8 protein-coding genes and 2 pseudogenes are annotated in these 18,583 nt (G+C 53.7%); 6 read left to right on the top strand and 4 right to left on the bottom strand.

The window, feature by feature from the left end; all coding sequences use genetic code 11:
• Positions 1-400: 400 nt before the first annotated feature.
• The 6 genes from FYJ24_RS07820 to FYJ24_RS07845 all read left to right on the top strand — a co-directional run bounded on the left by FYJ24_RS07820 (position 401) and on the right by FYJ24_RS07845 (position 6,786).
• Positions 401-1,705 (top strand): ABC transporter substrate-binding protein, encoded by a 1,305-nt coding sequence (locus tag FYJ24_RS07820; protein ID WP_154545233.1) that lies wholly within the window; start codon positions 401-403, stop codon positions 1,703-1,705.
• 25 nt (positions 1,706-1,730) lie between these two features.
• Entirely contained in the window at positions 1,731-2,837 is a 1,107-nt protein-coding gene (locus tag FYJ24_RS07825) for a carbohydrate ABC transporter permease (protein WP_318656589.1), read from the top strand.
• The gene (locus tag FYJ24_RS07830) at positions 2,824-3,741 is read left to right on the top strand and encodes a carbohydrate ABC transporter permease (RefSeq protein ID WP_154545235.1); all 918 of its coding nucleotides are present in this window, start codon (positions 2,824-2,826) and stop codon (positions 3,739-3,741) included. The genes FYJ24_RS07825 and FYJ24_RS07830 overlap by 14 nt, the downstream gene beginning before the upstream one ends.
• Positions 3,741-5,321 (top strand): glycoside hydrolase family 1 protein, encoded by a 1,581-nt coding sequence (locus FYJ24_RS07835; RefSeq protein ID WP_154545237.1) that lies wholly within the window; start codon positions 3,741-3,743, stop codon positions 5,319-5,321. Before FYJ24_RS07830 ends, FYJ24_RS07835 begins: the two co-directional genes overlap by 1 nt.
• 32 nt (positions 5,322-5,353) lie before the next feature.
• Positions 5,354-6,358 carry a LacI family DNA-binding transcriptional regulator gene (locus FYJ24_RS07840; protein ID WP_154545239.1) on the top strand — a complete coding sequence of 335 codons (1,005 nt, stop codon included), beginning with the start codon at positions 5,354-5,356 and terminating at the stop codon, positions 6,356-6,358.
• 137 nt (positions 6,359-6,495) lie between these two features.
• On the top strand, positions 6,496-6,786 hold the full coding sequence (locus FYJ24_RS07845; protein WP_154545241.1) for a hypothetical protein: 291 nt from the start codon (positions 6,496-6,498) through the stop codon (positions 6,784-6,786).
• 375 nt (positions 6,787-7,161) lie between these two features.
• Here FYJ24_RS07845 and FYJ24_RS07850 read toward each other — a convergent pair.
• From FYJ24_RS07850 to FYJ24_RS07865, 4 genes and pseudogenes are all read right to left on the bottom strand, one after another.
• A pseudogene (locus tag FYJ24_RS07850) lies at positions 7,162-8,449 on the bottom strand (IS256 family transposase).
• 240 nt (positions 8,450-8,689) lie between these two features.
• A pseudogene (locus FYJ24_RS07855) lies at positions 8,690-8,872 on the bottom strand (helix-turn-helix domain-containing protein); the annotation flags it as partial.
• 148 nt (positions 8,873-9,020) lie between these two features.
• Positions 9,021-13,727, bottom strand: a complete 4,707-nt coding sequence (locus tag FYJ24_RS07860; RefSeq protein ID WP_154545243.1) for a DUF5979 domain-containing protein — start codon at positions 13,725-13,727, stop codon at positions 9,021-9,023.
• Between the two features lie 925 nt (positions 13,728-14,652).
• Complete coding sequence (locus FYJ24_RS07865; RefSeq protein ID WP_318656590.1) at positions 14,653-18,567, bottom strand: DNA-directed RNA polymerase subunit beta'; 3,915 nt, start codon at positions 18,565-18,567, stop codon at positions 14,653-14,655.
• Positions 18,568-18,583 lie beyond the last annotated feature (16 nt).

The raw sequence follows: 18,583 nt of genomic DNA on the forward strand, positions 1-18,583 counted from the left end.
ATTAATAGGTTTCCCGTCCAGCCCTCGTTTTCAATGCAACGTCTCACAACGTATCCAATACGGGGCCATTCACGACATGGACGTGTCAGTACACAAATAACACCCTTCTGTCAGGTGCGTGTTATATGTCCGTTATTGCATATCGAAACACACACATAACACGCACCTGACGGAGGGGTATGAGTGTAGGTCGACCGACCACCACGTCCACTCTCACCACAGTACCAAAATGCTGAAATATCACCGTTATACAAACGTAACCCATTTTTACCCCATTTTGGGAGCGCTCCCGGTATAGTGGAAACAGTTCCTGGGAGCGATCCCAAGAACCAAGACGTCTGGGAAGAACCCTCGTCTCGTACCTAGGCGACTGCGGTCGCCTCAACACAAGGAAGTGAAGATGCTCCGAAAGAATATCTCTAGGGCGACATTGGGTGCATCGGCGGTAGCTGCAGCATTCGTGTTAGCCGCGTGTTCGTCCGGCGGAACGGCTGAATCCGGTGGAGAAGCCGAATCTACAAGCTCGGCTTCATCAGACGAAAAAATTACTCTGACCGTCGCGACATTCAATGAATTTGGCTACTCCGATGAGCTTCTCCAGGAGTACATGGACGCCCATCCAAACATTACGATTGTCCATAACCGCGCGGCCAAATCTGACGATGCTCGCGCCAATTACTTCCAGAAGCTTGGCAAGACAGGTTTGGCTGACATTGAAGCAGTCGAAGTCGACTGGATGCCTGAAGTGATGGAGTATGCCGATCTGCTGGCGCCGGTTCCTGAAGACCTCAAGTCCCGCTGGCTTGACTGGAAGGTCGAAGGTGCAACCGACTCGGCAGGCAACCTAATCGGTTATGGAACCGACATCGGACCTGAAGGCATCTGTTACCGTTCAGATCTCTTCGAAGCAGCAGGACTCCCCACCGACCGCGAAGAGGTAGCGAAACTGCTCGAAGGCGACTGGAACAAGTTCTTCGAGGTAGGTGACCAGTACGTGGCGGGTTCCGGTGGCAAAGCGTTCTATGATTCTGCCGGTGCTATCGCCCAAGGTATGTTGAACCAGGTCGAGGCTGCCTTTGAAGATCCTGAAACAGGCGAGATTATCGCTACAACAAACCCTGAGGTCAAAGAAATCTGGGATCAGTTGAACAAGGCGTCAGAAACTCAATCCGCGAAACTAGGACAGTGGAGTGACGACTGGTATGCCGGCATGTCAAACGGCGACTTCGCAGCAACGCTATGCCCCGGCTGGTTCCTCGGTATCATCGCTGATAATGCTCCTGATGTCACCACGTGGGACATCGCAAATGTCTTCCCCAATGGCGGCGGTAACTGGGGAGGCTCATACTTGACGATTCCCGCCAATGGAGCTCACGTCACGGAAGCACAGGAATTGGCCGACTGGCTAACTTCACCTGAAGTCCAGCTCAAGGCGTTCGAGAACGTAGGCACTTTCCCCTCACAGAAGGAAGCTCTTTCTTCTTCGGAACTGCTCGATTCCAAGAATGAGTACTTCAACGACGCGCCAATCGGTCAAATCCTAGCCGATCGCGCAAATGCCGTGACTGTCAGCCCCTTCAAGGGACCGAACTATTTCAAGGTGATGACCGCATTCCAGGATGCCCTTACCCGCGTTGCTGATGGCGCCGAAACACCAGACGTATCGTGGAATAAGTTTGTTGAAGAAGTCGGCGCTATCAAATAGCCCGCGGATTCTGTAAGGAATATCAGTGGCTAACCAAGCTACAAAGATGCGGGGTGCGAGCGACAAAGCTCGCGCCCCGCGGCGCATCGGATTCGGAGACACAATTGGTCGTTGGGACTTCAAACTAGCCCCCTACCTCTACATCTCCCCATTCTTCATCGTCTTTGCCATCGTAGGGCTGTTCCCCATCCTCTACACCGCTTTCATTTCGTTCATGGATTGGGACATGATTCGAGGCACCGGCAGTTTCGTCGGCTTTGAACAATACGAGTACGTACTCACTTTGCCAAAGTTCTGGATTGCTGTTCGCAACACCTTTAGTATTTTTATACTTTCTTCAGTACCGCAACTTATCGCTGCGGTATTCATTGCGGCAATGCTGGACCAGAACCTTCGAGCCAAGACCTTCTGGCGTATGGGCGTCCTTGTCCCCTACGTCATGGCCCCGGTTGCCGTGGCGTTGATCTTCGGCAATATGTTCAGCGACAAGTACGGGATGGTCAACAATCTATTGAGTGGCATTGGTATTAGCCCCGTCCCGTGGCACGTGAGTCCTTTTTGGAGTCACATCGCGATCGCTACAATGGTGAACTTTCGTTGGACAGGCTATAACACCTTGATTCTCCTGGCAGCAATGCAGGCGATTCCTCGTGACCTTTACGAAGCCGCAACAGTTGACGGCGCAGGAAAGATTCAGCAGTTCTTCTCCATTACCATGCCTTCGCTGAAACCGACTCTCATCTTCGTCATCATCACATCGACAATCGGTGGCCTACAGATCTTTGATGAGCCGCGCATGTATGACCAGACGGGTCTGGGTGGCCCAGACAACCAGTGGCTCACTATTTCACTACTCCTCTATCAGACCGGTTGGGGTGATTGGGACTTTGGTCAAGCCGCGGCAATCGCTTGGATTCTCTTCCTCATGATTTTGGTGATCGGCGTAATCAACCTGCTGGTAACCCAGTCAGTGGTAGCTGACACCGGTTCTATGGACCGCAAGACTCGCAAGAAAATGAAGGCAGATGCGAAGAAACTACAGGCCGAAGTGAAGGCTCGCAAAAAACAGCAGCTGGCCGAAGCGAAACAAGCTGCACTAGTGACGACGGGAGCTACTGATGAGCGCAATTGATCCAGTACCTGTAGCGACGCCTGAGGTACTCATGGAAGACGCCCCCCAGCAAAAGAAGGGGCGGCGTTGGATTCGCCGCCACATGGACCGGCCAGCCTGGTACATTTACGGGATTTTGGCCGCGATCCTACTTGGCTTCCTATTCCCGTTCTACTGGTCATTCTTGGTGGGCTCGAAAGATATGTACGCTCTGCGTGACCCCAATATGAGCTGGCTACCTGGCGGAAACTTCTTCAAAAACGCAGCCGCAGTCATCAATAATCCTGCGGTGAATTTCTGGAAGGCACTGTGGAACTCGTTGTACTCCTCAGCCATCATTGCCGCTTCCGTTGTACTCTTTTCCACGTTGGCGGGATGGGCCTTTGCGAAACTCAAGTTCCGTGGTTCGCGGGTACTCTTGGTGTTCGTGATTGCAACGATGGCGGTTCCAGCTCAACTGGGCGTCGTACCGCTTTACATCATGTTTGCAAAGTTGGGATGGACCGGCCAGATTGGTGCGATCATCATCCCCGCTCTCACCAGCGCATTTGGCGTTTTCTGGATGACTCAATACTTGCAGCAAACGGTTCCTGATGAACTGGTCGAGGCGGCGCGCGTCGACGGGGCTTCACAATTCCGAACATTTCTCACGGTCGGTTTGCCTGCAGCACGTCCCGCAGCGACGATGTTGGCTCTGTTCACTTTTGTCTCCGCGTGGAATAACTTCTTCTGGCCATTCATTGTTTTGAATCCGCAAGATCCAACGTTGCCGGTGGCGCTATCCCTTCTGCAAGCCAACTACTCGGTCGATTATTCGGTGGTGCTGGCAGGAGTACTCTTGTCCACCATTCCATTGTTGTTGTTATTCGCTGTCGCTGGTAAACAACTAGTAGCAGGCATTATGCAAGGAGCTGTTAAAGGCTAATGACGAAAGATACCAGACTGCAGGAGGCTCTTACTGCCGCTCACTGCGAACCTCCTCGACCATTTCCTCATGATTTCATCCTGGGCGCTGCAGCAGCGGCATTCCAGATTGAAGGCGCTGCAAACGAGGGCGGCCGAGGCCCCTCGATATGGGACACGTTTGCTAGGGTTCCAGGTGCCGTGGTCGGTGGGGATACAGGTGACATTGCATGCGACCACTATCACCGCTACAAGGATGACGTCGCCCTCATGCGAAAGCTGGGACTCGATAGTTATCGGTTCTCTGTATCCTGGGCACGCGTGTGTCCTGACGGTGTTTCGATCAACAAAGAGGGTCTCGATTTCTACAAGAGACTGGTCGATGAGCTTATAAACTCTGACATTATTCCATGGCTCACCCTCTACCATTGGGATCTGCCACAACGGTTGCAGGACGGTGGCGGTTGGGCGGCGCGCGACACCGCGCAGCGGTTCTTTGACTATTCGATGACTGTTCACGAGGCGTTGGGTGATCGGGTCCACGTGTGGACAACTCTCAACGAACCCTGGTGCGCCTCTTTCCTCAGCTACACGGCCGGGGAACACGCGCCTGGTCATTTCAGTCTGGCCGAGGGGATGCTGGCCAGCCATCATCTGCTTCTAGGTCATGGTTGGGTCATCCAAGAGCTGCGTCGCCAAGATCCAGCATACGACGTCGGATTGACACTCAATATGACAATTGCGCAGCCTCTTGAGCCCGACTCGCCTGGCGACCAGAAAGCGGCGCAGCTAGTTGATGGTCAAATCAATCGGTGGTTCCTCGACCCTCTTTTCCGAGGCCATTATCCATCCGATATTCTCCAGGCGTTTGCTGACGTTGACCCTACGGCCGTCGATACGTTCCGGGCAGCGGTACTTCCCGGTGACCTTGATGTCATCAGCACCCCTATCGACACGCTGGGGATCAACTACTACAAGGGGGACGTTGTGACGGCAGCTACTCAGCCACCGGCACAACTGCGCGAACGGGGAATCGTGGACCTCGGTTTACTTCCCTCAGGGGGTGCCCCCACGACTCGCGCCACTCAGTCGCCGATGCCCGCATCACACGGCTTCACCTGGCCTGATTCTCGATTCCCGCGAACCGACCAAAACTGGGACGTGGATCCAGCAGCATTGAAAGCATTATTGCTGCGGGTTCATGAGGAGTACACGGGCCCTGCAGAAACAGCCATCTACGTGACAGAAAACGGGGCTGCCTATGATGACGAGGTCACCTACACCGCTACGGGGCCGAAAGTACACGATCCGCAGCGCGACGCATATATTCAGTTGCACCTAGGTGCAGTCTTGGATGCTATCGACGAGGGCGCCGACGTGCGCGGCTACTTCTATTGGTCACTTCTCGATAATTTCGAGTGGGCCTGGGGCTATGGAAAGCGGTTCGGCATTATCTACGTCGACTACGAGACTCAAGAACGTATCATCAAAGACAGCGGCCTTGCATATTCACGCATTACACGCGAGCGGACGCTTGCTGTGGCTCCGAACGCAGGCAGTGTTGTTCGACGCGATACGTTACTAGAGGGCAGAGACTCGTGACATGATTGCCTTGATGGAAGGGAGGAGCGACCGTGACAGATGATCCTAAAGCGGTCACATTGGAGTCTGTCGGCAAGTTAGCTGGGGTCTCTCGTTCTACAGTGTCACGAGTGATCAATGGGCTTCCCGGCGTGAGTGAGCGAGCCGAGCAGGCTGTCCAAGATGCCATCAACCAACTGGGGTACATACCCAACAATATGGCTCGGGGCCTTGCGACCCGTCGCGCTGCTGTTGTGACTGCTCTGATTCCAGAAAAGATGGACCGATTCTTCGGCGACCCCTTTTTCGGATCGGTGATCTCAGGAATTGAAGATTACATGTCTGAGACTCCCCTGGTACTGAACCTCATGGTCACTTCGGAGAAAGCATTTCAGAAGACTCTCGCGTTCCTGGCTGGGGGTCAGTCCGATGGCATTCTCGTTCTTTCCCATCACACCTCTCATGAGATGGTCGAGGCTTTAGAACGCCGCGTTCCTGTGGTCTACGGTGGACGCCCCCTTCGAGACCCCACTCACGCCACCTATGTCGATGCGGACAATAGGGATGGGGCGCGCAAGGCGGTGCAGCACCTCGTAGATCGCAAGTGTCAAAGGATCGCTATGATCACGGGACCTGACGACATGCCTTCGGGCAAAGAACGGCTGTGGGGGTTTATGGATGTCACCGAAGAATCAGGAACTCTAGGCCCCATCGAAAACGGCGATTATTCGGCCCAAAGTGGCGCCAATGCTGCTCGCCGCCTCCTAGCTAAGCACGAGCCCTTTGACGGTCTCTTCGTCGCTAACGACCTCATGGCTCGCGCTGCCGTCGATATCCTCTTGGCATCGGGGAAACGTATCCCTGACGATGTTGCGGTCGTAGGGTTTGACGACTCGAAAGCCGCTGTGTCCAGTGAACCTTTACTGACAACGGTGCGTCAAGACAGTTGGAAGCAAGGCTGGCTCATGGCACAGTTGATTACCGAGATGATCGGTGGGGCAACCGAGCCTCGCAGTATCCAGCTACCGACATCACTAGTGGTGCGCGAGACGGCGTGAAGTACGCTCACGCCCTCACGTACACGGTTTTAAAGCTGTCCCCAAAGGCAAAGCCCCAGGGACACTTCAGCGAACCAACGGAAATTGACTGCTGATAGAGGCCTTCCTGGGGCTAGTGTCAGATTGGCATAGAAGCTATGTCATATCCGAGCATTAACCCTAGCTGGGTATCGCCAGAGCGGTTCGAAGAGTATCTCCAGGCAGCCCACATGAACAAGGAGCTTGCAGATGCACTCTATGTTTGGAATGCACGGGCATCCGCAGCACTATTCGAGCTGATTCACCACTTCGAGGTCCTCCTAAGAAACACAATTGTACGTGTGCTAGAGACTGTTCCCCCGCAAAAGAACGGAATTCCTGGAACGCCTTGGATTCAACAATCGGCGCAAGTATTTGACGTTGTGAGGAGACTGAAAACGCGACAGTAAGCCCGTGACACCAGGGCGCGTTTATGTGTTTCAGGCGGGTAGGTCCTTCCAAAACGTAGATTATGTAGCATTCTACGCTGACCAGCAGATCAAACCATGCGTACCAGCAATTCTCCAGAAAATCAGCGGGATGCGGTGGACGCAGGCAAACGGAAAGCGACTATGCCGAAGTCGGGACCAAAATGAGCGGCTCTTAGGGAACGCAGTGCTTGCGGGGCTAAAGGACAAGTGGAAGGCAGGTTTCTACCAAGTGTGGATACTTTCAGCACCCGATGACCATCGGACGATTCGGCTGCCCTCTCCTATCACGCATAGCGGTAGGGGACGCGGATCCGCTTTCAGGGACTATAACGTTATCTGTGTAACTGGCGTTTTTCATTTAATAGTCTTTCGCGTCTGGCCAGCGGTGGGCGAAAGTGGGGGTACCTCCCGCTTCGTTGGCGGGGGAATGGCAAACGCGTTCAATGCGGGTTTCCATCGCATTGTCCAGCGTACCTGGCCCCTCCCGGTTGGGTCGAGGGACCGCACCGTGAGGTACAAGCATTTCAGTGCTGCTTTCGGTAAAGGAAGTGTCCCCGGGTCCTGACAGAGCGTCGGAACCTAGCATTCAGACTCTCAATAGCATTAGTCGAGCAGATAACTTTACGGATCTCGGCGTCGTACTGAAGGAACGGGGTGAATTGTTCCCACGCGTTCTCCCATAGCTTCCAGGTCGCGGGATACCGGTCCCCCCATTTCTCAAACATCAGGTCTCTAGCGGCTTCGGCTGCCTCCAGACTGGGTGCGTGGGGGTACCTCCCGCTTCGTTGGCGGGGGAGAGATGGGTCGGACATCGCGTTTGAGTTCGTCCCAGTACTTCTTGGATGCGTAGCGGAAAGTGTTCCTGATCAGGTGAAGAACACATGTCTGGACTGTAGCTTTGGGCCAAAGGGCCTCGACCGCGTCGGGGAGGCCCTTCAGTCCGTCGCAGACCAGGAAGAAGGTGTCGGTAACGCCTCGGTTCTTGATTTCGGTGAGCACCCAGAGCCAGTATTTCGCGCCTTCGCCCCCAGGGGAACCCCAGATACCCAGTACGCCCCTAGCGCCATCCAGACCAACACTGATAGCAGCATAGAAGGCCCTGTTAGCTACCTGGCCGTCACGCACTTTCACAACGATGGCGTCTATGAAGATAGCGGCGTACACCGAATCCAGAGGACGACTGGCCCACTCGTGCATTTCTTCTACGACCCGGCCTGTGACCGGGCTGACCGTCTCTTTCGACACCGACGCCCCGTAAATATCCTGGAAGTGAGCACTGATCTCCAGTCGTGAGTCCCTTGGCGTAAAGCGATAACACCACCTCATCCACGTCGTTTAGACGGCGTTGGCGTTTCCGCACAATCACCGGCTCAAAGGTCCCTTCCCGATCCCTGGGCACCTCGATCTGGACCTCACCGACGCTATCAGTCAACACGGTCTTCTGCGTGGTGCCGTTCCGTGAGTTCGATGCTCTTCCTTCGGCTGACTTCTCGTGTTTCTCCCGGCCCAGATGCTCAGTCATTTCCTCATTCAACGCGGTCTCCAGGACCGTTTTCGTGAACTACTTGGGCAACCCATCAGGACCCGTCAAATCCAATCCAGCGGCCTTGGCCTGCCGGACCAACTCAGCCGCAGCGACCATCTCAGGCGTCGGCTCCACGCTCGTTTTCTTCTTCTTCGATGCCACAGCATCCAGTGTGCGGGCAGACATAAACCATGCCCACCTTCCACGCCGACCAACCAGCCAGCGGATAAGGCCACTTACACAGATCCCAGGACAGTCCCCATCTCGTTGACGCTTGGTGGTGGAGCGACCAGCGTGGAAATTTAATGCACTAGATTCAACTTCCGGAGGATTCTTTCGAACAGAATACTGAGTTGGATAGTCAAGAATTTCGCCTAGTTTCGAAGCAAGCTCAGCCGATGTGAACATTGATTCATACTTTCTGAGTATCCTGTCAGAAATACCAAGCCTCTCGGCAAGCGAGGCCTGAGTCAGGCCTCGCCTTAGCCTCGCGAGACGAACTCGCTCTGGAACTAGTAACAGCGTATCTGTGCAATTCAAAGGTGTAGTTGGTTCGGACGCAGGCAGGTAAATAGTGGAAGTGCGAAGAGGCTTGACAGCATACAGGTTAGCGCCCCGGGGATCTTGGGGGGGAATCTCCGGGGCGCTTTTTCGGGGGGCGCAGTCCTTAGACGCGCCTAGCTTTTACCTATTTCAACCGTTTGGTCCTCACTGTCGTCACAGCAACACCGCCACCTAAGAGGAGAGCTGCAGCTGCCGCGGCAAGCCAACCAATAGTCGCACCAGTTACCGCCAGCTTTTCAGTTGGTTTCTTTGGTTCAGGTGTTTCCTTGGCAGGAGTCTTAGGACCGGTGGGTGCATTCGGGTCAGTAGGTTCGGGTGATGTGTTCTTGGTGTAGGTGTTGGTTGCGACCGCGTTCACGGTCTCGTCTTTGACTACAGTCACCGAACCGGCGCCCTCAGCAAAGACTGGAACCTCAGCATTGAAGGAGTACCCCTCAATCTGTGCAGGCTCAGTCTCTTCGAAAGTCACCACAGTCTGGGCAGGGAAGCTCACAGGCGTGCCATCAGCATCCGAAACAACAACCGGAACCGCATCACCCTTCACAGTGACACTACCCTGGGCAGGAACATCACCAAGCTCCACGCCCTCAGGAGCAACCGCAGACCACGAGAACACAAAGTCATGATCCCCAGCACTCTCGCCTTCATCAAGACCAACAACAACCTTCGACAACGACACCAAACCAACCTCAGGTTCAGGTGCGGGAGGTTCTTCTTCCTCATAGGTGTTCGTTACCGTGACAGTAGCAGCCTTATCCGTTCCTACGGTTACGGACGATTCTGTAACTCCATCACCAGAAAGTGTCGTGCCAGTGTAGTTGTATCCTGGGATTTCGCGATCTGCTTGCTCCAAGATGCTAACAACTGTTCCAACGGGAACTTCCGGTCCTGCAACCTTTTCACCATTGGCGGGCAATTGGAATTTTTGTTCCTGTTTCTTTCCGTCAGCAGTCCATGTCGCAGTGACTTCAAAGCTCTTGTCAGCTAGATCTGCCTCCGCTACACCAGATACAACCTTCTGTAACTGGAATGTCCCAACCTCAGGCTCTGGCTCGGGTGTGGTGGGGATGAGGACTACGCCTGCATCCCAGGTGGGGTCTATCCCCTCGGTGGCGGTGAAAGCAATACCACCGGCGGCCTCATACGTGGCAGAGTCCTTGACCAGTTGAGTGTTCTCATCGTTTAACACGATGGTCTGGGTCTTACCCGTTTCAACATCAGCATCAGATTTCAGCGCCGGATCGACACCTTCCTTATTCGCTGTTGTGAACTGGTAGCGAGCCTTCTGCTCATCAGTCAACTCAAAGTGAACAACATACTCACCTGCAGGTAGGTTATCGAAGATGTAACGGCCATCCTTGTTTGTGTATGTTGGCTCAACACCCTCAACAGGATTCCCTTCAGCATCAAGCAACGACACCTTGACACCCTCAAGGAACTTCACACCACTATCGCCCTCATCATCACCCTGATTACCATTCAAAGCTGGATCAACATCAGCATGAGTATCAACCCACACCACATCACCAATCGCATAGGTCTTAGGCTGCTCAACGGTGTAGGTATTCACCACTGTGAGAGCTACTGGCTCTTCAGTCTCGCCAATCGTGAGTTTCGAATCAGTGAGTTGGGTGTTGCCGTCCATCAGCGCGCCCTTCACCCACTGATAGCCGGGTGTTTCAGCATTGGGCTTGAGTGATTCAGAGAACACAACTTCAGTACCAACAGGCAGTTCTGGTTCAAGAACTACAGGTTCACCACCAGGTTTGACGGTAAAATCTTTACTTCCACCCTCCCATGATGCGGTGATGGTGTATTCGACGTCTTTCAGTGCTTCCGTCGCGGCTTCATTTGCAGCCTGGTCACCATCCGCAACCTCTACTAGCTTCTGCACCGAGAACGTGCCCGTCTTGGTTTCTGGAGTCTCACCCGGATCGTTGTAGAACTTAACTTCTTCCGATCTGCCATTTTCGTCGACTACCACTGTGATAGGTTCAGTAGCCAGCTGGTACCCAGCAGGTGCCTTAATCTCTTCCACTGTGTAGGTGCCTGGTTCTTTGACAGTTGGGACGGCATCTTCACCCGTATCAGCATTCTTGACCTTGAGCTTGCCGTCAACAACGTAGGCGTCAGCAACAACAACTTCGCCATCTGCATTCATGATGTTGAATCGTGCTTCGCGGTCAGTGATATCCACTGCGGCATTGGACGAATCAACCTTAGAGATGTTGAGCGGATAGTCACCTGTCGGTGTGATAATAGCGCCGGTGCGTCCAATGACGTTATTAATGCCGATTCCAGGGCTATATTCTGAGATTTGCACCGCAAAATATAGCGTCAGTTCCTTGCCCTCCTCGACACTTCCTTTTGCGACGGTGATTGAATTTGCGTCCACATCGTAGTTGACTGCAAGGTTACCAACCCGCGTCTCACTGACGTTAGTACTGGGAACCTCAGGCTCGCTCACCTGTGATTCGTTGAGGAATCCGAGGAAGTTCATTCCTGCAGGCAACTCGTCGACAACATCGCGAACCATACGATTGAATGATCCATGGGGAATCAAATCGACCCGGTAGATAAACTTGTCTTTGATAAGCTCACCGGTATCCTCATCAATGACCGCGCGCAGGTTAGTAGTGAAATCAGCGCTTCCCTCTTCAGTAACGCGCTTACGGACCTCCATTTCGCTACCAAAAGAGCTGGCCTTGGTAACTGACTCGGAGACGAAAACTTCCTTCTCATCGGTTCCCTGATAGGTGGCCTTGTTACTGACAGTAATCGACTGCTTACCCTGCAATAGCTTCAGCGGAAGAGTAATAGAGACCTCAAAGCGCTGTGTGTATGGCGCTTCAGCGGTTGCTCCCCAGCTTGCCGCATGCGGGAATCCGTTTCCCGCCTTAGGCGTGAGAACCAGGTTTCCGTCCGCGTCGATTGCAACATCAAAACTGTCTTTATCGAGAGGGTAATTCCAGTGATACTTTCCAGTTATCGACTCTTTGATTGCCGGCAAAGTCCTTTCTGAAACATCGAAAACTGAATGGTCGACATAGTCAATGATGGTAGATTTCGCTGCATCGAAGCCAGCGTTGACTGTGAACTTGTAGGTGAGGCTTGCTGGTTCCCCGGGTACAAGCGTGAGTTTTCCGCCGTCGAGTCCTTCCGCTGTTTTGGAGAACTTGTTGCCGTCTACAACGCCTTTGCTGGGATCTTGCTCACGATAAATCGTGTGCGTAACTTCACGAGGTACCGTCTTGTCGTTGTAGGCGAAGGAAGCTCTATTCTTTAGGCCCTCATATTTAAGGTCAACGTATTTTTCACCCTGGTTGGACTCCCACTCCCCCGGAACCGAAGTTGACAACCCCTGAAGAGTGTCGATTTGAGCTCCGGCAGTTACAGTCACATCGGAAGAGGTGTCTTTTCCAACGTTAACAATAAGGGTCTTGCCTTCTAGCAGGTACATTCCCACATAGTCGTCACCGGCAAGCTGCTCAGCAGTCACCCCTTCTGGTGCTCGTTGCAGCGTTTCATGCCCGGCGATGCCTGTTGCACTGACAGTTCCTGTCCAGGAAGTCTGGTCCGGAAGGGTGTCCGTAATGACAACATTCGTTGTCAGGGCATATTTAGAGTCTTCAAAATCTGCCCACGTACTAAGTTTCGCATTCAACGTATACGTCACGGGGATCGATGCTGGCAGTGTCCCATCCTCGTTAACGATCGTCACGTAGGGAGACGGCAAGTCACTCGACTTTTTGAATGCGTCATCGACGGCAGGTTGTGGTTCTACTGGCTCGCTTGGAACGTTTCCGCCAAACCAGGTGTCATGGGAGCCGGTTTTTCCGTCCCCGTCTACCACGGTGTTATTGAGTTTCACGCTAAACGAAGAGCCTGGCTGCTGAGAGCTGTTGTCATAGGCTTCCTGTAGCCGCTGCTGCAAACCCTCGAGGTCGGCAACCTTCGCTTGATACGTGAAGGTGTACGTAGAGTTTGCTTCGGCTTCAAAAGTATGAGTGAAGCCCGTTCCAGAAATGAGGACTGGGGCCACCTCTGACTTTGTGTAGTTCAAGCCTTCACTGTCCCGTGTTTCTTTTGTTCCAGTGAGTGGTCCTACCAGTTCAAGGTCACTATCGAGAGTGTCCGTCAAGGTGACAGTGCGAGCCTCAGCGCTCTTAACTGTCACTGTATATGTGATCCTTTTGTCTTTGAGACCTTCGGGGAGAATCACAACGCCATCTTCGACAGTGGCGTTCCCCAGTGACCCATCACCCCTTTTGCTCAGGCTATTCTCTGTAATCACCGGCACATACTTATCACCGGGTGTGAGCACTGTAATCGTGATGGGAGTCGACTGACCGTTGATAGTCCACGGCCAGGAAATCTTTTCTGACTTCTCGACATTGTCAATAGAAAAGTTTAGGTCTACATACCCCTGGCTAAAGCCTGGGGAAAAAGTGTCTTTGAATACGATTTTGAGACCGTTTTCGCCATCGCGTTCGATTGAGGCGATCTCCTTATTTCCCGCCGGTACCACTAAAACCGAGTCTGGGAACTTCACGCCAGCCGGTGGAGTAATAGTGGCTGTGGAGCCCTGCGCTAGAAAGCCGTAGTCCACGCTGAACGTATAGTTTGTGCCGGGCTCGATTCCCTCGTTAAATACTTCGTCTGGAAAGTGAAGAGTGACGTCGTTGCCAGCATCAACTTCGGCCGCATGCGCCATAGTTCCAGGCGCAACAACACCGGCGAATATGAGCGCCGCACTCACTATTGTGGCGAATACTGCGCGATATAGGCCACGCAGTCCTCCGCCCGATTGTATTTCCCTGATTCTTTTCATTCCCGAAATCCCCAGTATCAAAAATTGGGCGCACTAAATAGCGCTACCCTTGCCGGAATGTAAACCGGCAATCTACTTTGCTTGTGAAAAAGAGGCTGAAACTGTGTGAATCCTGATGGTATTCACATGCCTCTTGTGGAGTGTCGCCCTACACCCCGCGTCAGCCCACCTCCCCAAGTCACTTATACGCGAACTAATTTCCCAACTTCAGTCATGTAAGAGGCTAACATTTTTCTAGTTGCCCAAAAGGGGTTTGCGGGTTACCGGCCGGTCGGGAAAGTGCCCTATTTTCTATCCCAACAGTGTCATATTAACGTCAACACCGCCGCGAGAAGGCACAATAGCCAAATAATTCAATACAGGACCATGTACCTAGGTAACATTGTGCATCGGCACACTTTTTTTCGATTATTTTGCTAATAACACTTGACCCGCAGTGTTATAACAGCGTTGCTTGGACCTTTACTTACTCCCATTTTGAGAATGCTTCCAAAACGCATTGCGGACTACAGGCTTCGAGATTCTGTTAGACACTCGTAGGAACACTTACTCCTCACCTACATGCATAGGCATAATTCCAGGTTCCCGTTCATAAAAAGAGCACACAAAAACCCGCCTAGAACGTAAAGTTACTACGTATCTGAGCGGGTTTCCTATGAAGTCCTCTACGCCGAGAAACCGGCGCGTTGAAGTTACAGGTCTACTCCCAGTTTCTTCACAGCGTCGCGTACTGGCTCAAACTGGAGAGCGACGACTCCTGCAGCGGCAATGGCGCCAGCCCAGAAAGTAAGTTTGAAGAGTTTCTTAAACATTAGTGCTCCTATCGGTCGTTGCTCTTACGAGGCTACCATTGTCCAACCCACTTTTAACGGCTGAACCCTGAGAATCAGGGGACTCTCAGGGTTCAGCTCAGGTTTTCTACGACTTATTGATTAGATGAGAAGCCCAATCCGAAGTCGATGTTCTCCAAGGAGTGGACGAAGTCTTCCAATCCGGCCTCGTCCTGGTCGATCTGGAAATCGACTGGAGAGTAGTTCATCTCCGCCATGGCTTCCGGAGTCGGCTCCACGGTGACCTCGTTGTAACGGGCAAGACCCGTTCCAGCTGGGATCAACTTACCGAGAATGACGTTCTCCTTGAGTCCTACCAGTGGATCAACCTTGGCGTTCATTGCCGCCTCGGTAAGAACCTTGGTGGTTTCCTGGAAGGACGCAGCCGAGAGCCACGAGTCTGTCGCTAGCGAAGCCTTGGTGATACCCATGAGCATCTGACGTCCATCAGCGAACTTACCACCTTGAGCGGCAATGCGGCGGTTTTCTTCACGGAAGGCCACAGCGTCCACCAACTCGCCAGGCATGAAGTGCGTGTCACCAGCATCGAGAACGGTGACGCGACGCATCATCTGACGGATGATGACCTCAATGTGCTTGGCGTGAATGTCCACGCCCTGGCTACGGTAAATAGCCTGAACTTCGGCAACCAGCATTGTCTGAGCTGCCTTGGCCCCGCGCAGGCGAAGAACTTCCTTCGGATCCAAAGGACCTTCGGAAAGCTGCTCGCCAGCCTTGACGTGATCGCCGTCCTTGACCAGAAGTTTCTGGTACGAAGGAAGCTCAGTCTCCCACTCGCCCTTGTCATCGTCGCGAGCGATAATGATGCGGCGCATCTTGCGGCCCGGCTGTACTTCTTCTTCAATGGTGACAACACCTGAAGCCTCAGCCATGCGCGCCTCACCCTTGGGGGTGCGAGCCTCAAAGAGCTCTTGGACACGAGGCAGACCCTGGGTGATGTCCTGACCACCAGAAGCTGCACCACCGGTGTGGAAGGTACGCATCGTCAGCTGGGTTCCAGGCTCACCAATCGACTGGGCGGCGATAATACCGACTGCCTCGCCAATATCGACACGCTTACCAGAAGCAAGTGAACGGCCGTAGCACGCTGCGCAAGCACCCACCAGTGAATCACAGGTGAGGACCGAACGGACACGAATCTTGTGAACGCCAGCAGCTACCAGCTTCTCAATGAGGACATCGCCCACATCAGAACCGGCCTCAGCAATAACCTCGCCCGCCTCATTCACAGCGTCGCGGGCCAGAGTCCGCGCGTATGCGGTAGTCCCGATGATGTCCGAAACAGACCAGGTGCCATCCTCATTGCGAGTAGCAATGTCAATATCGATACCCATCCGGGTGCCACAGTCCTCTTCACGGACAATGACATCCTGAGACACGTCGACCAAACGACGGGTGAGGTATCCAGACTCAGCAGTACGAAGAGCCGTATCAGCCGTTCCCTTACGAGCGCCGTGAGTAGCAATGAAGTACTCAGCAACCGTCAAACCTTCACGGTAGGAAGCCTTGATGGGGTTCTCAATAAGCTTCTGCTTCGGGTCAGACACGAGACCGCGCATACCAGCGATCTGCTGAATCTGGCTCCAGTTACCACGGGCACCCGAGTCAACCATGCGATACACGGTGTTCGTCGGCGAGAAGCTGTCGCGCATATCCTTAGCGACAACGGCGGTACATTCAGTCCAAATATCAACCAGTTCTTCGTAACGCTCTTGTTCGCCAATCATGCCCATGTCGGCTTCAGCCTGAACGCGAGCAGCCTTCTCCTCATACTCAGCCATAATCTTGGCTTTGTTAGGAGCACCCTGGATGTCCGAGAAAGCGATAGTAACGCCTGACCAGGTGGCCCAGTGGAAGCCAGCCGCCTTGAGCGCATCAAGGCACTCCGCTACCAACACGTTCGGGTAGTTTTCAGCCAGTTCGTTGACGACCTCTGAGAGGAGACCCTTCTTGACAACCTCATTCACATAGGGATAGTCGACAGGAAGTGCCTCGTTGAAGAGAGCACGGCCCAAAGTGGTGACCAACTCAACCGGTTGTCCCTCGCTCCAGCCTTCCGGTGCCTCCCAACCTTTCGGCGGAACCAAGTCGGTGAAACGCAGGTTGATCTTGCGGTTCAAATCAATCTGACCCGCATCGAAAGCCATAATAGCTTCAGCAACCGACGAGTACGCAGGAATATGATCGCCAAGCGTTGCCTCATACTCGGCATCGTGTTCTGCAGTGAGGTAGAAGATGCCGTACACCATGTCCTGCGCGGGCATGGCTACCGGGCGTCCATCCGAAGGCTTCAAAATGTTGTTGGTGGACAACATCAAGATGCGTGCTTCAGCCTGGGCTTCCGCACCCAATGGCAGGTGAACTGCCATCTGGTCGCCGTCAAAGTCGGCGTTGAATGCGGTACATGCCAGTGGGTGCAGCTGAATAGCTTTACCCTCAATCAGCTGAGGCTCGAAGGCTTGAATGCCAAGGCGGTGCAGCGTAGGTGCGCGGTTAAGCAACACGGGGTGCTCACGAATGACCTCATCCAAAACGTCCCACACCACGGGGTGTTGGCGCTCAACCTTACGGCGTGCAGCCTTTTGGTTCTGAGCAAAGTTCTTATCAACCAAACGCTTGATGACGAACGGTTGGAAAAGCTCCAAAGCCATCTGCTTAGGCAGACCACACTGGTGCAGCTTCAGCTGAGGACCCACAACGATGACCGAACGGCCCGAGTAGTCCACACGCTTACCCAGAAGGTTCTGGCGGAAACGGCCCTGCTTGCCCTTGAGCATGTCAGAGATGGACTTGAGGGGACGGTTGCCCGCGCCCTGCACGGGGCGACCGCGACGACCATTATCGAAGAGTGCGTCCACAGATTCCTGCAGCATGCGCTTTTCGTTGTTAATAATGATCTCAGGTGCGTCCAGTTCCAGCAGTCGCTTCAAACGGTTGTTGCGGTTGATGACACGGCGGTACAGGTCGTTGAGGTCAGAGGTTGCGAAACGCCCACCGTCAAGCTGGACCATCGGACGAATGTCCGGTGGAATCACAGGAAGCTTGTCAAGCACCATAGAGGCTGGTGAGTTGCCGGTGGCCAGGAAAGCGTTGACAACCTTCAGCCGCTTGATAGCACGGGTCTTCTTCTGACCGGTGCCACTGGCAATGATTTCACGCAGCTCAGCCACTTCGCTCTCAAGATCAAAGTCAAGAAGGCGCTTCTGGATTGCCTCAGCACCCATGCCACCCTCAAAGTAGGTGCCATAACGGGTCACCATCGCACGGTAGATGCGCTCGTCCCCCTCAAGGTCTCCGACCTTCAAGTCACGGAAGCGTTCCCACACCTGCTCTAGGCGCTCAATTTCTGCTTCCCACTTACGGCGGATCTGCCCCATCTCGCGGTCAGCAGCCTTCTTTTCAGCCTCAATGACACTCTTCTTTGCATCCGCGGCTTCAAGCTCAGCTACTTTGGCCTCAAGGGCCTCCATGCGCTTGCCAATAGCGTTGTCTCGCGCATTGGCCATACGCTTCTTTTCGACCTCAAGCTCATCACGCAGCATTGCTTCGTCTTCGCGGCGCCCTGCCTCGTCAACAGAAGTAATCATGTATGCGGCGAAGTAGATGACCTTTTCCAGGTCCTTTGGAGCCAGGTTCAGCAGGTAGCCAAGGCGTGATGGCACACCCTTGAAGTACCAAATGTGAGTGACCGGCGCGGCAAGGTCAATGTGTCCCATACGTTCACGGCGAACCTTGGAACGGGTTACCTCAACCCCACAACGCTCACAAATAATGCCCTTGTAGCGGACACGCTTGTACTTTCCGCAGTTGCACTCCCAGTCTTTGGTGGGACCGAAAATGCGTTCGCAGAAGAGACCGTCCTTTTCAGGACGCAAGGTGCGGTAGTTGATGGTCTCTGGCTTTTTCACCTCGCCAAAAGACCATTCTTCGATGTCAGCAGGCGTCGCCAGCGAGATCTTCAGACTCTCAAAAGTCTTTGCGTCTAGCACTTGTTATTTCCTACTC

Source organism: Scrofimicrobium canadense, from assembly GCF_009696615.1.
Lineage (GTDB): Bacteria > Actinomycetota > Actinomycetes > Actinomycetales > Actinomycetaceae > Scrofimicrobium > Scrofimicrobium canadense.

Coding starts and splice junctions, on each gene's coding strand:
- FYJ24_RS07820 (WP_154545233.1), top strand. CDS start 401: ATGCTCCGAAAGAATATCTCTAGGGCGACATTGGGTGCATCGGCGGTA.
- FYJ24_RS07830 (WP_154545235.1), top strand. CDS start 2,824: ATGAGCGCAATTGATCCAGTACCTGTAGCGACGCCTGAGGTACTCATG.
- FYJ24_RS07835 (WP_154545237.1), top strand. CDS start 3,741: ATGACGAAAGATACCAGACTGCAGGAGGCTCTTACTGCCGCTCACTGC.
- FYJ24_RS07845 (WP_154545241.1), top strand. CDS start 6,496: ATGTCATATCCGAGCATTAACCCTAGCTGGGTATCGCCAGAGCGGTTC.
- FYJ24_RS07860 (WP_154545243.1), bottom strand. CDS start 13,727: ATGAAAAGAATCAGGGAAATACAATCGGGCGGAGGACTGCGTGGCCTA.